The 16,684-nt window shown below is 54.9% G+C and carries 16 protein-coding genes and 3 pseudogenes; 7 read left to right on the plus strand and 12 right to left on the minus strand.

What is annotated here, in order from left to right:
- Window positions 1-324: 324 nt before the first annotated feature.
- Both HDC32_RS01050 and HDC32_RS01055 read right to left on the minus strand, forming a co-directional pair.
- The gene (locus HDC32_RS01050) at window positions 325-717 is read right to left on the minus strand and encodes an MAPEG family protein (protein ID WP_131696421.1); all 393 of its coding nucleotides are present in this window, start codon (window positions 715-717) and stop codon (window positions 325-327) included.
- 210 nt (window positions 718-927) lie between these two features.
- Window positions 928-1,809 (minus strand): SDR family oxidoreductase, encoded by an 882-nt coding sequence (locus HDC32_RS01055; RefSeq protein WP_145338676.1) that lies wholly within the window; start codon window positions 1,807-1,809, stop codon window positions 928-930.
- Between the two features lie 168 nt (window positions 1,810-1,977).
- On the opposite strand from HDC32_RS01055, the gene HDC32_RS01060 reads away from it, so the two are divergent.
- Window positions 1,978-2,508, plus strand: a complete 531-nt coding sequence (locus HDC32_RS01060; RefSeq protein WP_178116815.1) for a TetR/AcrR family transcriptional regulator — start codon at window positions 1,978-1,980, stop codon at window positions 2,506-2,508.
- 199 nt (window positions 2,509-2,707) lie between these two features.
- Here HDC32_RS01060 and HDC32_RS01065 read toward each other — a convergent pair.
- From HDC32_RS01065 to HDC32_RS31940, 6 genes and pseudogenes are all read right to left on the minus strand, one after another.
- Window positions 2,708-2,911: pseudogene (locus tag HDC32_RS01065) on the minus strand (OprD family outer membrane porin); the annotation flags it as partial.
- A 130-nt stretch (window positions 2,912-3,041) separates the two neighbouring features.
- The gene (locus HDC32_RS01070) at window positions 3,042-3,599 is read right to left on the minus strand and encodes an AraC family transcriptional regulator (protein WP_167655312.1); all 558 of its coding nucleotides are present in this window, start codon (window positions 3,597-3,599) and stop codon (window positions 3,042-3,044) included.
- 157 nt (window positions 3,600-3,756) lie between these two features.
- Window positions 3,757-5,175, minus strand: a complete 1,419-nt coding sequence (locus HDC32_RS01075; RefSeq protein ID WP_184742131.1) for a sugar porter family MFS transporter — start codon at window positions 5,173-5,175, stop codon at window positions 3,757-3,759.
- A gap of 96 nt (window positions 5,176-5,271) precedes the next feature.
- Window positions 5,272-6,231 carry a sugar phosphate isomerase/epimerase gene (locus HDC32_RS01080; protein WP_184742132.1) on the minus strand — a complete coding sequence of 320 codons (960 nt, stop codon included), beginning with the start codon at window positions 6,229-6,231 and terminating at the stop codon, window positions 5,272-5,274.
- Complete coding sequence (locus HDC32_RS01085) at window positions 6,228-7,256, minus strand: Gfo/Idh/MocA family oxidoreductase (RefSeq protein WP_145338679.1); 1,029 nt, start codon at window positions 7,254-7,256, stop codon at window positions 6,228-6,230. Before HDC32_RS01085 ends, HDC32_RS01080 begins: the two co-directional genes overlap by 4 nt.
- A gap of 13 nt (window positions 7,257-7,269) precedes the next feature.
- Window positions 7,270-7,398 carry a hypothetical protein gene (locus HDC32_RS31940; RefSeq protein ID WP_259242521.1) on the minus strand — a complete coding sequence of 43 codons (129 nt, stop codon included), beginning with the start codon at window positions 7,396-7,398 and terminating at the stop codon, window positions 7,270-7,272.
- Window positions 7,399-7,596: 198 nt separating this feature from the next.
- On the opposite strand from HDC32_RS31940, the gene HDC32_RS01090 reads away from it, so the two are divergent.
- Window positions 7,597-8,622, plus strand: coding sequence for a LacI family DNA-binding transcriptional regulator (locus HDC32_RS01090; protein WP_145338680.1), 1,026 nt, complete (start codon window positions 7,597-7,599; stop codon window positions 8,620-8,622).
- A 108-nt stretch (window positions 8,623-8,730) separates the two neighbouring features.
- Here HDC32_RS01090 and HDC32_RS01095 read toward each other — a convergent pair whose 3' ends face one another.
- A complete protein-coding gene (locus HDC32_RS01095; protein ID WP_184742133.1) occupies window positions 8,731-9,633 on the minus strand; it encodes a LysR substrate-binding domain-containing protein in 903 nt (300 codons plus the stop codon).
- A gap of 158 nt (window positions 9,634-9,791) precedes the next feature.
- On the opposite strand from HDC32_RS01095, the gene HDC32_RS01100 reads away from it, so the two are divergent.
- The 4 genes from HDC32_RS01100 to HDC32_RS01115 all read left to right on the plus strand — a co-directional run bounded on the left by HDC32_RS01100 (window position 9,792) and on the right by HDC32_RS01115 (window position 11,945).
- The gene (locus tag HDC32_RS01100) at window positions 9,792-10,337 is read left to right on the plus strand and encodes a sugar ABC transporter (protein WP_167655314.1); all 546 of its coding nucleotides are present in this window, start codon (window positions 9,792-9,794) and stop codon (window positions 10,335-10,337) included.
- 4 nt (window positions 10,338-10,341) lie between these two features.
- Complete coding sequence (locus HDC32_RS01105) at window positions 10,342-10,668, plus strand: hypothetical protein (RefSeq protein ID WP_184742134.1); 327 nt, start codon at window positions 10,342-10,344, stop codon at window positions 10,666-10,668.
- A gap of 21 nt (window positions 10,669-10,689) precedes the next feature.
- Entirely contained in the window at window positions 10,690-11,529 is an 840-nt protein-coding gene (locus HDC32_RS01110; RefSeq protein ID WP_184742135.1) for an MBL fold metallo-hydrolase, read from the plus strand.
- A 71-nt stretch (window positions 11,530-11,600) separates the two neighbouring features.
- On the plus strand, window positions 11,601-11,945 hold the full coding sequence (locus tag HDC32_RS01115; protein WP_221461863.1) for a hypothetical protein: 345 nt from the start codon (window positions 11,601-11,603) through the stop codon (window positions 11,943-11,945).
- Between the two features lie 497 nt (window positions 11,946-12,442).
- Here the strand turns inward: HDC32_RS01115 and HDC32_RS32325 are convergent.
- Window positions 12,443-12,577, minus strand: a pseudogene (locus HDC32_RS32325) (transposase); the annotation flags it as partial.
- On the opposite strand from HDC32_RS32325, the pseudogene HDC32_RS01125 reads away from it, so the two are divergent.
- Window positions 12,577-12,834, plus strand: a pseudogene (locus HDC32_RS01125) (DUF190 domain-containing protein); the annotation flags it as partial. The pseudogenes HDC32_RS32325 and HDC32_RS01125 sit on opposite strands and share 1 nt — an antisense overlap.
- Window positions 12,835-13,253: 419 nt before the next feature.
- Here the strand turns inward: HDC32_RS01125 and HDC32_RS01130 are convergent.
- Window positions 13,254-13,688: a universal stress protein gene (locus tag HDC32_RS01130; protein WP_184742136.1), complete on the minus strand. Its 435-nt coding sequence runs from the start codon at window positions 13,686-13,688 to the stop codon at window positions 13,254-13,256.
- A gap of 67 nt (window positions 13,689-13,755) precedes the next feature.
- Window positions 13,756-16,488, minus strand: coding sequence for a cation-transporting P-type ATPase (locus HDC32_RS01135; protein ID WP_184742137.1), 2,733 nt, complete (start codon window positions 16,486-16,488; stop codon window positions 13,756-13,758).
- Window positions 16,489-16,684: the final 196 nt, after the last annotated feature.

A 16,684-nucleotide genomic window follows, 5' to 3' on the forward strand; every position in this document is an offset into this window, starting at 1 on the left:
ACCCTTGCCCGCTGCGCAGACCGGTGTTGCCTGCGGCCACTTTCTCCCTGAGCGGCTCGATGAGTCCACAGTACGGGCATCGCTGAAAAACCGCCTGCTGTCGCAGCAATCAAACCGACCAGTTGCAATCCAGGTTAGCCACTTAGGGTGCTGGCGAACCACCCCAGCGCTGAGAGCTCTGCAGCAAAAGCGAAATGACCTGCGCGCTCCTGGCCGCGATCAGAGGAGGCACACAGCAGAGGCATCAAAATGATCGCTGCTAACTTGGAAGTGCAGCCGCAAGTCCGACATGTGAACTGCATGCTGACCGCATTGCACGCCTAATTAGGCCCCACCAAAATACCTGCAAATGCAAAGCACAGCCGAGGAGGACAGGACTAAAAGAGTTGCAATAATGCCGGCGTTACGACCAAAAATATTATTGGTTGTAAACGAAAGTGCATAGCCATGCAGAATGCGACCAACAAGCAGTATTGAACCAAGTGCATGCAGTTGCCATTGCGGTGAGCCGCTTAATTCTAGAAGTCCAATCAGCAAGAGTGCCAGTGGAACGTACTCAGCGAAATTGCCGTGTCCTCTGATGCGCCGAAACATGACGGGGTTGCCACCGTCACCAAAACTGGGACTGCCGGGACCTACTCTTCCAATAATTACTCGGACACTTAGCACAACGAACAAAATTGCAAGTAGTCCGCTATAGAGGATTGTAACTTTCATTATGTGTTCCTTGCCCAAAGAGGGGGCTTGGCTAGTGTCTAAAGTCGCTCGCTTCGAAGTGTTGTGCAGTCCGTGTAGTGGTCATCTTCGCTCTTTCAATTGCGCTGCGTTAGTCGAAGCTGAAGCATTGCTACTGGACGTCTCCCAAGGAAGAATGCGATTTTGATATGGCGGAAACAGGGCAAGAAATAGTTTGCCCTGATACAGGAGTTAAGCGTCAGCACCGCCTAAAATATTTTCAAGTTGCATTTCTTTTAAAACACGGTCTTGAATGGGCTGCTTGGCAGCGTTAATTTCATCAACACCCCAAACCATGCCGACAGCTGTGCGCGTAGGGCGTTTGCCAGCAGGCATATCTGCTAGCGCTAAATAAGTATCTACGACCAGCTGTGGATCGGGTGCTTGGTCAGACTGCATGAATTTCGCGAACTCAGCGAACATAGCGCCAGGTATCTTTGCCAATTCACCATAACTGTCAAGCACGTCAAGACGGGAAGGCTCTTGCCCGCCTGCACTCAGACCTGTAGGGAACGGGCCTGGTTGTACGATGGCAACATCAATACCGAAGGGAGCCACTTCGTAACGTAAGCCTTGGACGTAGCCTTCCAGAGCGTGCTTGGTGGCGGCGTATGTAGAGAAATACGGCGCTGAGATCTGGCCGACCATTGATGAGGTGTTAATGATCAGGCCGGACTTGGCTTCCCGCATCGCGGGCAAGACAGCCTGTATAATACGCATAGCGCCATAGTAGTTGGTTTCCATCTGTTCCCTGGCTTGGGCAATACTAAATGCCTCCGTAATACCAAGGTACATTACGCCTGCATTGTTAATCAAAATATCAATCTTGCCCGCTTTAGCCAGCAAACCGGCAACGGCTGTTTTGACGGATTCGTCGCTGGTGACATCCATATCTACAACATGGATGAGGTTGCTATACGCTTCCAGCTCGGCCTTGACTGCGGCGTTCTTGCCTTCTGTGCCACGCATGGTAGCGAACACTCGGTAGCCCTTGTCGGCAAAGTCTTTCACTGCTTTTAGGCCAAATCCGCTGCTGCTACCGGTGATGATTACGTTTTTTTGTGCTTCGCTCATTTTTCTTTCCTGCCTGGCTGTAAATTAAGTACCGTGTGGTACGATAATGTGGGGTGGCATCATGTGTCAAGTTAAAATACTGGGTGGTACGAAATGATTTTAGATCCAACAAAACCTTTAAGGGGACGACCTAAGACCCTAGACCGCGATCACGTTTTGGATGTGGCAATGGAAGCCTATTGGAAAGAGGGTGTACGTGGTTTGTCCCTTAATGAGATTTGCAGAAGATGTGATATATCGAAGCCAGGTCTTTATCGTGAATTTTGGAATGAAGATGGCTTGATGAAAGCGGTTATTCTTAAATATCAGGAACAGGTGCTAGATTCTGTGCTGCAGATGTTAAACACAGAAATGCCGTTTCGAGAGGCGCTTGATAACCTAGTGTCATTTGCCACCTCAGTGAGTGATAGTCAAGAAGTTCCAAAGGGATGTCTTTTGATAAAGATGCGCGAATCACGCATGCACTTGGGTGAAGCAACACGAGCACAAATTGACTTCATACAGGAGCAAGCTTTGGCTGCCTACAGGAAATGGGTGGAGCGTTCAAAGGCCAAAGGTGAGTTTTCTGCAGACATTTCATCAGAGTTTGCATCTGCCTATATCGATGCACAGTTAAGTAATGCTGCGTCGCAGATATCTCGTGGTGAGGATCCGCAAATTGTAAAGAAAATGCTATTAGTCGCTTTTTCTGTGTTCTGAGGAGTATGACTCTTTGCTCAGTGTTTCTGGTTAGACGAAAAACCAGTGTACTGTCGCCGAAATCGTTTACGGCCTGAGCGCTGCCCTTTGGGTAGGCGAGTTGGCGCGAAATAAGCTCGTCACGACCGGCAGCGGACGGTGCCTTCCTATGACGTTGGTGGGTGCGGCTGGACGGCTGTTGGCGCAGCCGACCATTCCATCAAAATTTAAGTGAGTACCGGAAAATCAGGCGGTTTTCGTTGGCGCTATCGGCGTACGTCGACCGATTGGTCGAGTTGCGCCACTGCGCTGACACATTTTTGAACGGCCCACTCTGGACGGTGTAGGTGATATCGGTCACTCGCTCCCATTCCTTACCGTCCTCTCCTCCGAGTCGCAAGCGGGCAGCCTGACGTGTAGTCAACCGCCAGATAGGTGAAATGATCGGCTTTTACAGGCTTGTACCCAAAGGCCGTGAGCCGTTCGAAGTCGGTTGAGTTGCGTTGTGGTGCAACGCAGTGCACGAAGTTGGGCGGGGCGTAACAGGGGGGAGGTTATTCTTCCAGGTGGCCGCGTCGATAGGCGCCAGGGCTGACGCCAGTCCATTTCTTGAAAGCCCGATGAAACGCGCTGGTTTCCTGGAAGCCGGTGGCGGCGGCGACTTGCGTTACCGTCATATCGCCACGCGACAGCAGGTCAATCGCCATGTCGCGGCGAAGGTCGTCCCTGAGGCTTTGATAATGCGTGCCCTCTGCCTGCAAGCGGCGTTGCAGCGTGGAGTTGGACATGTGAAGTTCCACCGCCAGGTCATCACGTTCGGGCCATTTTTCCGGGCAGTCCAAGAGCGCATGGCACATCAGTTTGAAGCTGCCGCGACGCATGGGATGACTGTCGATGCCAAAAAATTCATCGTCCAGCAGGTTGGCTATCTCCACCCACAGTCGGGCAAAGGAGGTCGCTGAGACCCTGGCTTTTGGGGCGTTGAGCAGTTGAGGGTCGAAGTCTGCATTGGCTAACGCAGCTGTCAGGTCCAGTTGCCTTTGCCTGGCGCTATACAATGCTTCATGCACCAAGGCAATTGACGTGGTGCCTTTATCCTGGAGGGGCGTCATGGATATTCCGCACAGGTGTGATTGGCAATAATGTAGGGCTAACGCCGGTTCACCGCCAGTGCGACGAGCCGCTTCAGCAGAGAAGAGCCGCTTCCCAAAAAAGGCGACGAAATAGGAAGCGGAAGAACGGAAGTCAGCGTAGAGACTTCATCCTCGTCTAACCATACAACCGCTGTTCAATCTCTTCGAGCGTGCTGCCTCGTGTCTCCGGTACCCACACTGCAACGAAGGTCAGGGACAGAAGTCCTGCTCCCACGAACACAAAGAAGGTTTGGCCGATCCCGATCGTTGCAACCAAGGATGGAAAGAACATGCCGATCATCACGTTGGTCAACCAGAAGGCTGCGATCGCCATGCCCATGCATCCGCCACGGATGCGCATTGGGAAAATTTCTGCCAAAAGTACCCAGAAAGCAGGCCCGATCAGCCCTTGCATGGAGGCCAAGAACATCGCCATGGCGCCGAGAATGAGCATGGCGCGGGTGACGGAGGGGTCGACAAAAACTGAAACCAGGCCAATCAACAGCAAAGACAATGTGGTGCCGGTGAAGCCGAGCAACATCATTGGGCGACGCCCCACGCGGTCCAGCAGAGCAATACCCACGAACGTTGCGCCAATCGAGATAATGCCGTTTACGACATTGGCTATCAGTGCGCTACGTTGTTCCAGGCCTGCTTCTGTGAGGATCTGGGTGCCGAAGTACATGATTGAATTGACTCCGGTCAGCTGCGACGTAACAGCGATACCGATGCCAATCAAAAAGATTCGTCGCGCGCCTTTTTGAGACAGATCGCGCCAGCCACCTTTTTTGATGAATCGCTCGTTGCTGATCTGCTGAGTGATGGCCTCCATCTCAGCCTTGGCGTAGTACTCCTCCCGTACCAGTTTCAGTACCTCCAGGCCCTCTCTGAAGCGCCCTTTGGTGGCTAGCCAGCGCGGGCTTTCCGGCATGTAGAGCATACCCAACCAGAGTGCCACGGCTGGCAGGGTTGCCAAGGCAAGCATCCATCTCCAAACACCATCGAGATCGCTGAACAAATTGCCCAGTGTGGCGTTGGTGGTGAAGGCCAGGAATTGCCCGGTGACGATCATCAGCTCGTTGCGAGTGATGATGCGACCGCGGATGCTGGATGGGGCCATTTCCGCAAGATACGCCGGCACGACGACCGACGCGCCGCCCACCGCTAACCCCAGCGTGAAGCGGGCGGCCACCATGACGTTGAGGGTGGGCGCCAGCGCACAGGCCAACGCGCCAAGAAAAAACACTACGGCGAGGAAAAGAATGATACGGCGGCGACCCTTGAGGTCCGATAGGCGACCGCTGCACAGCGCCCCCATCATTGCGCCGATCAATAGGGCGCTGGCGACCAAGCCCTCCGTAAATGGCGTCAGGCCCAAGTCATCCTTCATATAGAGCAGGGCGCCATTGATGACGCCGGTATCGAAGCCGAACAGCAGGCCGCCAAACGTGGCAATCCAAGTCACTTTTTGCAGGTAGCGCTGTGCCTGGCGTTTTTCAGGACTTACATAGGCGGCTGAAGTGTATGCCGTATTTCCGTAGGAATTAATTGTCATTGTGATATTCCTGACTGAAACTTATGGGGATGCTCACTCGCCATTGCGGTGAGCGATTTAATATGGAATTACATTGGTTTTTTCTCGTGGTGCGATTCAGATGGACTGGGGTTTGAAATCGCTGGCGGCAACCGGCATGACGCTCTTTAGCAGTCTTACGGACTTTTCCAAGCCCTCGAGGCTGTTGAGTAAAACGTCCTCATGCTCAATCGATAGCCAGCCATCGTAGCCAGCCATCTTCAAGCGGTAGCAGAATTGCCGCCACCATTGCTCACCGTGGCCGAATCCAAGCGTGATGTAGGACCAGCTTCGGGATGGGATATCCATCAATGAGCCATTTTCCAGGAGTGTATCCACGGCCTGGACTGGCGCGTTAAGCAAAGTATCTTTGGCGTGCACATGGTAAATGGCGTCGCCCAGTGCCTCGGCGGCGACCAGCGGGTCAGCGCCCATCCAGAACAGATGCGAGGGATCCAGGTTGGCTCCTATCACCGGTCCGATCGCATTGCGTAGTTTCAGCAGCGAACGGACGTTGTAGACGCACTGGTTACCGTGCAATTCCAAAGCGATACGCTCCACACCGTTCTCCTTGGCCAGATCAGCGATCTCGCTCCAGAAGGGCAGCAGGCGTTCTTCCCATTGATAGCGCAGCATTGTCTGGGTTTCGGGAGGCCATGAGGCAACCACCCAGTTCGGCATCCTGTCGCCGGCCCGACCCTCTGGTAAGCCGGACATGGTGCAAACGGTCTTGACTCCCAGTTCACCGGCTACGCGTATCGTGTCCTTGAGACACTGGCCTTGCTCGGGCTGCGTGGGATGCAAAGGGTTGCCGTTGGCGTTCAGGGAAATGATTTCCAGGCCGTGCTCCTGGAAGCTGCGTTTGAGTGCCTGGCGTTCCTCGGCGCTGGCGAGCATCTGCGCCAAGTTAAAGTGCGGCGCGGTCGACCATCCGCCGGTGTTGATCTCCAGGCCCGACACTTCCAGGCGTTCAGCCTGCTTGAGCATCTCCCGCAATGGCAGGTTACCGAGGCTGTCGGTGACGAATCCCAGCTTCATGACGTAGCTCCTTCTCGCGATCGGTAGAGGGGCGGTACTTCCAGCGTTGGCAAAACTACCCGGCGACGCTGATTGAGTGCCTCGATACCGGCTTGGGCGACGATGGCTGCGCAATAGCCGTCCCAGGCATTCGCGGCATGGACAGGGAATACGCCTGTGTTGATGAACTCCACGAATGCTTTGTTCTGCAGGCGGTAGGCGTCGGCGAAACGCGGCCGCCAATCGGCAGCGTACCGTTCAAAGCCTTGAAGACGGGTATTGAAACGAGCATTTACGGGTGTGGCCAGTTGCACGGAACCCAGCTCGCCCACGAGCTCGCCACGCACGTCGTACCCGTAATGGGCGTTGTTGTTGATTTCGATGTTCACCAGATGGCCTTCCCGGGTTTCCAGCACCATGAATACCGGAGCACCGGCGCCATCCTCAGACGTGCGGGTAGGTTGGAACACTGAAATGGCAACGTATTCAGTGTCGAGCACATGACGGGCCACATCGAACTCATGAGGCGCGGAGTTACTGATCGCCATTTGCCCGCTGAAGTTGGCGGGAGCTTCTACGTTGCGATGGAAATTGTGCATCATCACAGCCCGACCTATCACGCCGTCGCCCAAGGCACTTTTCATTTCCCTGTACGACGGGTCAAACCGGCGCATGAAGCCCAGTTGCACGAATTGGCGACCCCGGGAGGCCTCTTTGTCGATGACCGCCAGGCACTGGTCCGGGCTTTGAGACAGCGGCTTTTCACACAGTGCAGGTTTCCCAGCCTCGATGGCTGCCATGGTCAGGACCGCATGGGTTTCGTCCGGGCTGGCGATGATGATTGCATCGACATCGGACCTTGAAAGTGTGAACAGTGGATCAGTGGAAACGTCAGCGGCGCCATAACGGTCAGCTATCAGCTTCGCTCGCTCTGGCGACGCATCACACACCACATGCAACGTGGCTCCCGGAAGGTCCTGGGCAATGATGCGGGCGTGATCTTCCCCCATAATCCCTGCGCCGATAACGGCGATTCGTATGCTCATATTCAACTACCTATCAATGGGCGAAAGTCATCAACGCGGCGTCGAACTCGCGAGCGTGTTGATTGAGAAAGGCGGTGCACAATGGGGCAAAAGCGGCGTAGCCGCGGCGGTCGAAATCAACCGATGGGGACGAGTTACTCATGGGGCGATCCTGGCGGTTTGTTGTGTTTGTTATGCCTCGATTATTAGCACCGAAAAAGCAATCATCAAGCAGCGCCATAGGCGGTTTATGATGTAAAACACCTCAAATACGAAGATGCTTTCATGCCTGTCATTGCTCTTGAAACAATTATTAGCAATGCGTATATGGTGTAAATAACATCAAAAAAGGGCTGGCTATATGACCATGCAAACATCGGCGCGTTTATGGAAGGGGCCCACTGTTCAACAGGTCGCCAAGGTGGCCAGGGTCGGGGTAGCGACCGTTGATCGTGTGCTGAATAACCGTCCTGGCGTACGGGAAAACACCCGTCTGAAAGTGCTGGCGGCGCTGGATAAGCTAAAGAAAGATTTGGCTGACGGCATGGCAACTTTGCAGATCAAGCTATTTTGCGATTCGGGTGAAACCTTCAATGCTACGTTGGCCGGTGCCGAGGCGTTGGTGAACGCTTCGACACCTGGCGTCGTCGTGCATGGCTACTATGTACCGACTAACCAGGTCGATCCCGCCACTTTTGCTGATCAGGTTCAGGCTGAGGGCGCCTCAGCGGATGGTGTGATCGTCGTATCGCGCGAGCACCCGGCGATCAACCGAGCGATTCGCAAACTGTGCAGCCTGGGTATCCCCGTCGTGTGCCTGACCACCGACCTGCCTAACTCCGGGCGTAGTGCTTACGTTGGCAATGATCAATATGCGGCGGGTAGTGTCGCCGGATTGCTGATCGGCAATGCTTTACCTAAAAAGCCCGCGAAAATCCTGCTGGTGACCAGTGTGCCGTTTCGCTGTCAGCAGGAGCGGGAGATGGGGTTTCGCAGGGTGCTCCGTTCCGAGTTTCCGTATCTGAAAATCGACGAACGAGTGATGTCCGACGATCGCCCTCAGACCACGACTGAACAATTGACGCGCTATTTTTCCAAGCACAACTATCCCGCAGCCATCTACAACGTGGCCGGCGCCAATCGGGGTGTTGCTCAGGCCATAGAGACTATTGCGGCTGAGGATCGGCCTATTTTTGTCGGTCATGAGCTGACGGTTCATACGCGGGCGATGCTTGAGTCCGGCGTCATGGATTATGTTATCTCTCATGATTTCGTTGGCGAGACTGCCGCAGCGGTGCGCTGGATACGAGGAGCGATTGAGGGAGCGGTGACAACGCCACCTTCAACACAGATCTTGATTCACACCCGATACAACTGTGGTGCGTAAGGTCACGTTGCGGTCGGTATCCAATTTTGTACTTCGACCACTGCGTCCTCGATGCCTACATAAAAGCGTATGGGACAACCTGGTGGCAGGCCTGCAAAAGGAGGTTCCCTACGACTCAACCGTCGTTGTTTTCTTCGCTTCGTCTAGCATCCATTGAGCAAACGCTTGTATTGGCTCTCTGCTCAATGCGATGGGCTCGGGGAGGATGAGACAGAAGGTTTTGGAAGTGGTTTTCCCCTCTGGCCACGGAGCGACCAGACGTCCTAACGCAAGTTCGGTTTCAACGTAAAGACGCGGGACCAGCGCAACACCGAGGCCGGCCAATGCAGCCTCGATCAACATGCCGTGAAGATCGTGGCGTGCACCAATCGCTGGATTGGTAAGTGGGATCCCCGTTTCCAGGGAATAGCGCTGCCAGGCATCCGGGTTCTGGCGTCGGTGCAGGCGTGGAAGCTTGTCCAGTGTTGCTGCTCCTGTGCTCTCCTGGAGCAATGCAGGATGACAAACAGGAACCAGCACTTCATGCAAAAGGTGGTGAGTCCGCATCCCCGTCCAGGCTGGGTGCTCGAAATGGATGGCAGCATCGAATCCGCTCCCGGCGAGAACGAAGGGGTCCATGCGCTCAGCCAAATGCACAGTGATGTTCGGGTGCTTTTGCTGGAATCGTGTCAAGCGAGGGATGAGCCATCGCATCGCGAAAGTCGGGATAGTGGCGATGTCCAGGCTCGCGCCATCGTTCGGCTGCCCCATTAAGTACTGACTGTCCCGATCCAAGCGGTCCAGCGATTCGCGAACTTGGGCCGCGTAGCGTTCCCCGTTGGGCAGGAGCCGGACACGATTGCCGACTCGCTCGAATAGCGCGACACCGAGGAAGGCTTCCAGCCGGCCAATCTGGCGACTGATGGCGCCTTCAGTCAAAGACAGTTCCTCTGCCGCGCGCGCGAAGCTGCCGTGACGAGCGGCCGCTTCGAATGCTGTCAATGCCGTGCTGCTCGGGATTTTCTTTCGCATAAGCGTTTCCGTTGTGAAGATGGCGATCCAGCTTAGCTTGATCTTTTGTCACTGAAGCGTACCGAATAATCGTTTTATGCGCCGAGATCAAGGTCATACGATGATGAGACATCAACAAAGAGGGCCGGACGTACAAGAAGTCCGGTAGCGAGTGATCCATGATCTACACCGTAGAGTGCAGCTTTGCCGACCCAGCCAGCGAAGCAGAGTGGAATGATTTCTATAGCCTGGAAAAGCTACCCGCGCTTATTTCCGTGAGCGGGTTCCATACCTCGCAGCGCTTCAAGGCGTTGAGCACGGGTTGCCCTGTCTACCTTGCCGTGCATTCGATCGACGGTCTGGCCGTGCTTGAGGGCGATGAGTATCGCCAGAAGGGCGGGGGCAACTTCGCACGTTGGCAGCAGCACATCACCGATTGGCACCGCAATCTTTACGGCGGCCTTGAGCGTGCACCTGCCATCGGTGAAGGCGAGCATCTGATCGTGAGCGCAGTCGGTCCCGAGCCGCTCATCGAGATGGGGCTCACGCCTGAGCAGATGTGGGCTGTCGCATTGGAGAAGTGTCCTGAAAACAGGTGGCTGGCGAAGCTGGATAGCGCCATTAGTCTTGGTTTGAATGCGCTTCCCAAGGGCGTGCATCTCTATGCCCCGATGACCGCGCAATTGACGAGTCACGACGGCACAGTGCCGCAGACCCAGGTGTAGGACCATGCCTAACCTGACGATCTTCATCCAGGCGGAAAACATGCCGCCCGAAGCGTATCTGTCGGAACTCACTGAAGAATGTACTCGGCTTTGCACGGATGTCCTCCAGGCTACGTTGGACAACGTGCATGTCATCTATGTCTCAGTTCGCCAAGGGCGCGGGCATCCTGCTTACGCGGAAATCAGGTACCGCCTCGAACCGCTCCGAACGCCATCAGTCATGGACGCCTTCACGGCGCGATTGGAGGTGACCATAAAGCGCCATACAGGGCTAACGGCGCGCATCCGTTGCTTCGGCTATTCGCCCCTCGCCATCTACGCGCGGAACTGATGACGCGCAAGGAGTACCGCAATGAGCGACATGAAATTTCCGGGCCAGCAGATCGGCGAGTTTTCGATTACGGCCCTCAGTGACGGATACCTTTGCGCAAGTCTGGATCTCCTCTCGAATATCGATCCTGCGGAGGCGTCCAAGTTGCAGCAGGACGCAGGCGTGAGCGACCCATCCTCGATCCACATCAACTGTTACCTGGTGCGTGGAATGGGCCGCACGATCCTCATCGATGCGGGGGCTGGTGGTTTCAAGCAGTGGGGCGGCAAGCTAAAGGCGAATCTCGCGCTCGCTGGCGTGCAACCCGCTGACATTGACACCATTCTTCTTACCCATGCACATCCCGACCATGTTGGGGGCCTGCTTGACTCTTCAGGGGAAGCAGCCTTTCCCGATGCAGAGCTAGTCGTCCACCAGCGTGAGGTTTCTTTCTGGGAGGACGATGGCAATCTCAGTCGAGCAAGTGAGCGTGCTCGTGGCAACTTCCTTTTTGCTCGGAAGGTGTTCGATCAGTATCGGGAGAAGACGCGCATGTTTACTGATAGCGAAGTTCTCCCTGGCATTAGTGCGATGCCCCTTCTGGGGCATACCGCAGGACATTCCGGTTATCGTCTCGATTCCAATGATCGTAGTCTGCTGGTTTGGGGAGATATCGTTCATTTCCCCCAAATTCAGATTGCTCGTCCCGACGTATCCATTGCATTCGACCAAGATCCGCTTCTTTCCGCCGAAACACGATCCAAACTATTGAATGTTGTTAGCTCGGATAAGATTCTTATCGCTGGTATGCACCTTGGCGAACTCGGATTTGCACAGGTCGAGCGGATAGGTAAAACCTACAAAATTTCCTACGAAACTTAGCGGCTGTTCGAGATGCCTACGATGCATCGGCTGCGGCGAATGAGGTCATTGATCCCACAGCGCCTACTGCGGTGCTGCTGGCGATTTGGGCATCGGCGCAGTCGTTGCCGTTGATGGTACTGCTGACGGGCATGCTGGGTGCGTTGACCTATGTGGCGGTACCCGCTTTGCAGGCGCGGGTGATCGAGTTGTCGCACACCCACGCGCCGCAGGCACCCGCAGTGGCGGCTGGGCTGAACATCGCCGGCTTCAATGGCGGCATCGCGCTGGGTTCGCTGCTGGGCGGGGCCAGCCTGGAGGCGATGGGGCTGACCAGCACAGCCTGGGTCGGTGCGATTGTCGTGGGCCTGGGGATCGTCTGGATGCTCTGGCAGATGCGAGAAAACCGTGCTGAACGCACCGAAGTGCCTGGATGAGGGGATAGCGATGGAGCTTCGTCACACTTGCTCGGCATCTGCCTGGCCCTGGCTTCGGCTTTTTTCTACGCCGTGGTGGCGGCGGGCATGAATTTTGGTTGGCCGCTGGGCCGTGCCCCGCGTCAGGAAGTGACCTAGGGCTGGGCGCGACACCACACGCCATCTGAACCATCGTTAAATCAAGGGAGTTGATCGCGACTGTGATCTTGTGTGGCCTGGGAGGCTGCCTTCCGCCTCAGATAATTGACAATCAGTAAATTTCCAGAGGGCTGGATACCACGCCCGAATGGATAGAATCGCGCACGGGCATTCGTAAGCGTCGAATGGTCAGTGATGGGTTGAGCGTGTGACCGCCGTGGATAGCAGGATTGACCTGGGTGGTGTTCCAACTCAGCTACCTGTGGCTGTGGCTGGTGCTGTCATATGACCTTGCGGATTACCGGGAAAGGCGCTCTTGATCTTCATGAAAAAGAATTCGCTATCCCGGTAACCGTACGCCATCCGCTTGATGACCTTGCGGGGGGCTTGTCATGACGCAACCGGTTAGCCTCGTCGACACGGACCCTATCAATCACTTCTCGGCCATATTTGGCCACCACATGGAAGAGGTCGTAGACCACTCGTGTGTTGGGACTGGATCGTTGATGTGGCCAAAGAAATGGGGCTGCGTGGCGCGACCCTCTCTACAGGTATCGGGGGGGGTGGGCATACCGGACGGTTGCATTCCTCGCATTTTTTTGAAATGGCGGATCAGCCGACCGAGATTCGCATGGCTATCACCGAGGACGAATACGAAAGGTTGTTCAAGCGGTTGGAGCTTGAGGAAATCTCCGTGTTTTACATAAAGACCCCAATCGAAATGGGCACCGTCGGCAAAAAGGCCAACTAGCCTCACCCCTCATTAGAATCCTGGGGTTATGAATATGAGCTATGCGGAGGATACGGTTCGCCTAGCTATCTTCAGTGCTACGAGACATTGACCACGGCTCGTCCAGGCTGGTCGTTGCTATCAATGATTTTGAAGAGGGCATTGTAGAAGGCGATTGCTTGATCGCGAAATTCATCATGAAGAAGCAAAGCGATACTTCTTAGGTCAATGGGGGTGGGCAAAGCCGCGAAGGTTGGGGTACCGACCACTCGCGCCGGGCACCCTTTCGGGTGCCCGGCGCGACCCCGCCCATAACGCAGACAACGCGATAGCATGTGCTTCATGGTCGGCTACGGGCAAAGCTCAATCAAAATTTTTCCAGAGTACCCATCTTTGATAATCCAGTTGTGGGGCCGTGCTTTCAAGCAATTCACGATCTCTTATTTGACTAAGGTGATTGGTACATCCGAGAGCTGAATCACCTTGGCCGCGACAGAACCCAGAAAGATCCCCGCCAGAAAACCATTACCATGTGAGCCTAGAATGATGCTGTCACATCCTAAAGAATGTGAGCACGCCACGATTTGGCTTGCTGCATCGCCTTGTAACATATGAAGTGTAAATGCAATCCCTTCCTGTTTCAGAAGCCCCTCAGCTTTTTGTGAGTCCTCAGCACTTTTGTCACCGTAGTAACGATCAATCTCATCTTCGCTCATGTCGTGTGCGATTCGAGTTGGTAAAAGTGACTGCACATTAACCAGATGTACCTCAACGCTCCCGCCGAGCAATCCGCCATCTTGGATCAGCCCGATAAGGTAACGAATCGCGCGCTCCGAATGCTCGGAACCATCGACAGCTACAAGTATTTTATGCATTTTCTAAACCCTCTTTCAGTGGCATGGAGATGCTTGTCGTAAGGGGATTGCTAGCTTGCAACCCGCTCTACTCGGACAGGCGGATTCGAATCTGTTTTTCAATCTCGATGATCGCAAAGAGCGCAACACCAACTCCGATGATCAGTAGGCCATCAAGGAAGGGGATGGCTTCTGTGGCAAACACCTTTTGCAGCGGTGGTGCATAGGTGATGGCGAACTGAGCTAAGGTCACCACGGCGACGGTCATCCACACGACCTTGGTGCCACGAATGCCCTTCCAGGTAAGTGATGTGCTGTAAAGATTGCGAATGAAGAACAGATGGAAAATTTCCATCACGACTAAGGTGTTCACTGCGATGGTTCGGGCCAGTTCAACTGAGTAACCACGGTCGAGCGCATACGAAAAAATACCGTAAACGCCGCAGAGAAACAGAACGGAAACAAGCACCATATGCCAGACTAAAGCACCGCTTATGAGTGGTTCCTTACGTGAACGGGGCGGTCTGCGCATGGTGTTTTCTTCGGTCGGCTCGAACGCCAGCGCGATGCCAAGTGTCACGGCGGTAATCAGATTGATCCACAGAATTTGTATTGGCGTCACCGGGAGCGTAATGCCGAGTAGCAGGGCAACGATGATGGTCATGGTCTCGCCCGCGTTGGTAGGCAGCGTCCAGCTCAGCACTTTCTTGATGTTGTCGTAGACCGTCCGGCCTTCGCGAACCGCAGCGACGATGGACGCGAAGTTGTCATCGGCCAGCACCAGGTCTGCGGCTTCCTTGGCGGCTTCACTGCCTTTTCCACCCATCGCGATACCTGCATCGGCGCGCTTTAGCGCTGGTGCATCGTTCACTCCATCGCCGGTCATGGCCACGGTCATGCCGTTCGACTGCAGCAGCATTACTAGCCTGAGCTTATGTTCAGGGCTGGTGCGAGCAAAGATATTGACGTCCTTTACCGCTTCCTTGAGGGCAGCATCGTTCATAGCGTCCAGGTCAACGCCAGTCAGCACCTTGTCGGGATTTTGCAGGCCAATCTGCCGACCGATAGCGGCTGCGGTACCGCCATGGTCACCCGTGATCATTTTTACGGAAATACCTGCCGCCTGGCACTGTTGAATGGCGTGGATCGTCTCGGGTCTCGGCGGGTCAATCAGCCCGACCATACCCAACAAGGTTAACTTCCCTTGCACGTCCCCGAACTCCAACACGGTGTGCTCGGGGGAAACTGATCTAACTGCAAATGCCAATACACGCTGCCCCTTGGCAGCAATGGTGTTTGCCTGTACGTGCCAGTAGTCCGCATTGAGCGGTTCAGTCCCGCCAGCGTTTACGAGCTGCTGCGTACTCATGGCCAGTATTTGTTCTGGCGCGCCTTTTACATAGATAAAGGCATGTCGACCATGGTTGTGATGCAGGGTCGCCATGAAGCGGTGTTTCGCGTCAAACGGGATGGTGTCGGTGCGGGGCCAGGCCTGATGATTTTCATCGCTATCAATACCGATCTTTCCGGAAAATGCCAGCAAGGCACCCTCCATTGGGTCACCCTCTACCTTCCATAAGTCATCATGCAGGCGCAGTACAGCATCGTTACACAGGCCGGCTGCTCTCCCCAATTCTGCCAACGCAGGGTGAGTCGATATGTCGACTAGCTGATCTGCAAGACTGATGCTTCCTATTGGCTGATAACCTTCGCCGTCGACCCTGAATATGAGGTCGTTCGTCACTACCGATGCGACCATCATTTCGTTGCGGGTAAGTGTGCCGGTCTTGTCAGTGCAGATGACGGATACTGAGCCTAGTGTTTCGATGGCCGGCAGGCGACGTACAATAGCGTTGCGGCGAGCCATTGCTCGCACTCCAACAGCCAGCGTAATGGTAAGGACGGCGGGCAGCCCTTCAGGTATAGCCGCTACCGACATCCCTACCACGACCATGAAGATCTCGGTGAACTCGTAGTGCCCAACATAATGGCCAAACACGAGCAAAAGGCCGCCGACTAACAAGATCAAGATCGTCAGCCAACGGGCAAAGACGTTCATTTGCTGCACCAGCGGAGTGGTCAGCGTTTCTACTCCGGCAAGCAGCGTACTGATGCGTCCGATTTCAGCTGCTGCTGCGGTCGCAACGACAACCCCAGTTGCTTGCCCGCAAGTCACGAGCGTGCCGCTGAATGCCATACAAGTACGATCACCCAGGGCTGCTCCAAGGGCTACTGGTTCCGTATGCTTTTCTACGGGTACGGATTCACCGGTAAGAATCGCTTCCTGAATCTGTAGTCTGTTCGCGTGCAGCAGGCGTAAATCAGCAGGGACTTTGTCTCCCGCCTCCAGCAAGACAATATCGCCCGGTACCAGCTCCTCGCCCACAATACTTAAGCGTTGGCCTGCGCGAATCACGGCGGCGTGCGGTGCCAGCATCTGCCGGATAGCGTCCATGGCTTTTTCCGCTTTGCCTTCCTGGACGTAGCCAATGAGTGCGTTTGCAATGACCACTGCCAGAATCACCACCGTATCCCACAGATGTTGCAGCATCGCGGTAATCGCAGCGGATCCTAGAAGCACGTAAATCAGAATGTTGTGAAATTGCAGCAAGAATCGCAGCCACGCGGGTCGCCGTGCTGCTTCTGGCAAGCGATTGAAACCTGTGCGGTCAAGCCGGGCTTGAACCTCGGCGGCCTCCAGCCCGATATGTTCATTGACCTCAAGAAGGTTTGTCACCTGCTCCACAGGTAGGGAGTGCCAGGCCACGGAATGCGGAGGGATTGGTGTTTGCTCCGTTGATGCGTCGACCACCTTCTTCATCAATCGGTATCTCCTGTGCACACAGCTCAAGTGAGACGGGCTGAGGTGATCATGAGCGAGCGTAGGAATATAAGGCTGAAAACATTATTTTCGGTCCTACATCCTATAGTTCCCTCTAGCTGACAGGAACTATAGTTGTAACGCAATCAATCGATTAGCAATTACTGATGCAGATCAAATTATCAGCAGCAATTAA

Source organism: Pseudomonas sp. JAI120, assembly GCF_014207255.1.
Taxonomy (GTDB): domain Bacteria; phylum Pseudomonadota; class Gammaproteobacteria; order Pseudomonadales; family Pseudomonadaceae; genus Aquipseudomonas.

Coding starts and splice junctions, on each gene's coding strand:
- HDC32_RS01050 (WP_131696421.1), bottom strand. CDS start 717: ATGAAAGTTACAATCCTCTATAGCGGACTACTTGCAATTTTGTTCGTT.
- HDC32_RS01055 (WP_145338676.1), bottom strand. CDS start 1,809: ATGAGCGAAGCACAAAAAAACGTAATCATCACCGGTAGCAGCAGCGGA.
- HDC32_RS01080 (WP_184742132.1), bottom strand. CDS start 6,231: ATGAAGCTGGGATTCGTCACCGACAGCCTCGGTAACCTGCCATTGCGG.
- HDC32_RS01135 (WP_184742137.1), bottom strand. CDS start 16,488: ATGAAGAAGGTGGTCGACGCATCAACGGAGCAAACACCAATCCCTCCG.
- HDC32_RS01130 (WP_184742136.1), bottom strand. CDS start 13,688: ATGCATAAAATACTTGTAGCTGTCGATGGTTCCGAGCATTCGGAGCGC.
- HDC32_RS01075 (WP_184742131.1), bottom strand. CDS start 5,175: ATGACAATTAATTCCTACGGAAATACGGCATACACTTCAGCCGCCTAT.
- HDC32_RS31940 (WP_259242521.1), bottom strand. CDS start 7,398: ATGAGTAACTCGTCCCCATCGGTTGATTTCGACCGCCGCGGCTACGCC.
- HDC32_RS01085 (WP_145338679.1), bottom strand. CDS start 7,256: ATGAGCATACGAATCGCCGTTATCGGCGCAGGGATTATGGGGGAAGAT.
- HDC32_RS01060 (WP_178116815.1), top strand. CDS start 1,978: ATGGAAGCCTATTGGAAAGAGGGTGTACGTGGTTTGTCCCTTAATGAG.
- HDC32_RS01100 (WP_167655314.1), top strand. CDS start 9,792: ATGATCTACACCGTAGAGTGCAGCTTTGCCGACCCAGCCAGCGAAGCA.
- HDC32_RS01105 (WP_184742134.1), top strand. CDS start 10,342: ATGCCTAACCTGACGATCTTCATCCAGGCGGAAAACATGCCGCCCGAA.
- HDC32_RS01090 (WP_145338680.1), top strand. CDS start 7,597: ATGACCATGCAAACATCGGCGCGTTTATGGAAGGGGCCCACTGTTCAA.
- HDC32_RS01095 (WP_184742133.1), bottom strand. CDS start 9,633: ATGCGAAAGAAAATCCCGAGCAGCACGGCATTGACAGCATTCGAAGCG.
- HDC32_RS01070 (WP_167655312.1), bottom strand. CDS start 3,599: ATGACGCCCCTCCAGGATAAAGGCACCACGTCAATTGCCTTGGTGCAT.
- HDC32_RS01110 (WP_184742135.1), top strand. CDS start 10,690: ATGAGCGACATGAAATTTCCGGGCCAGCAGATCGGCGAGTTTTCGATT.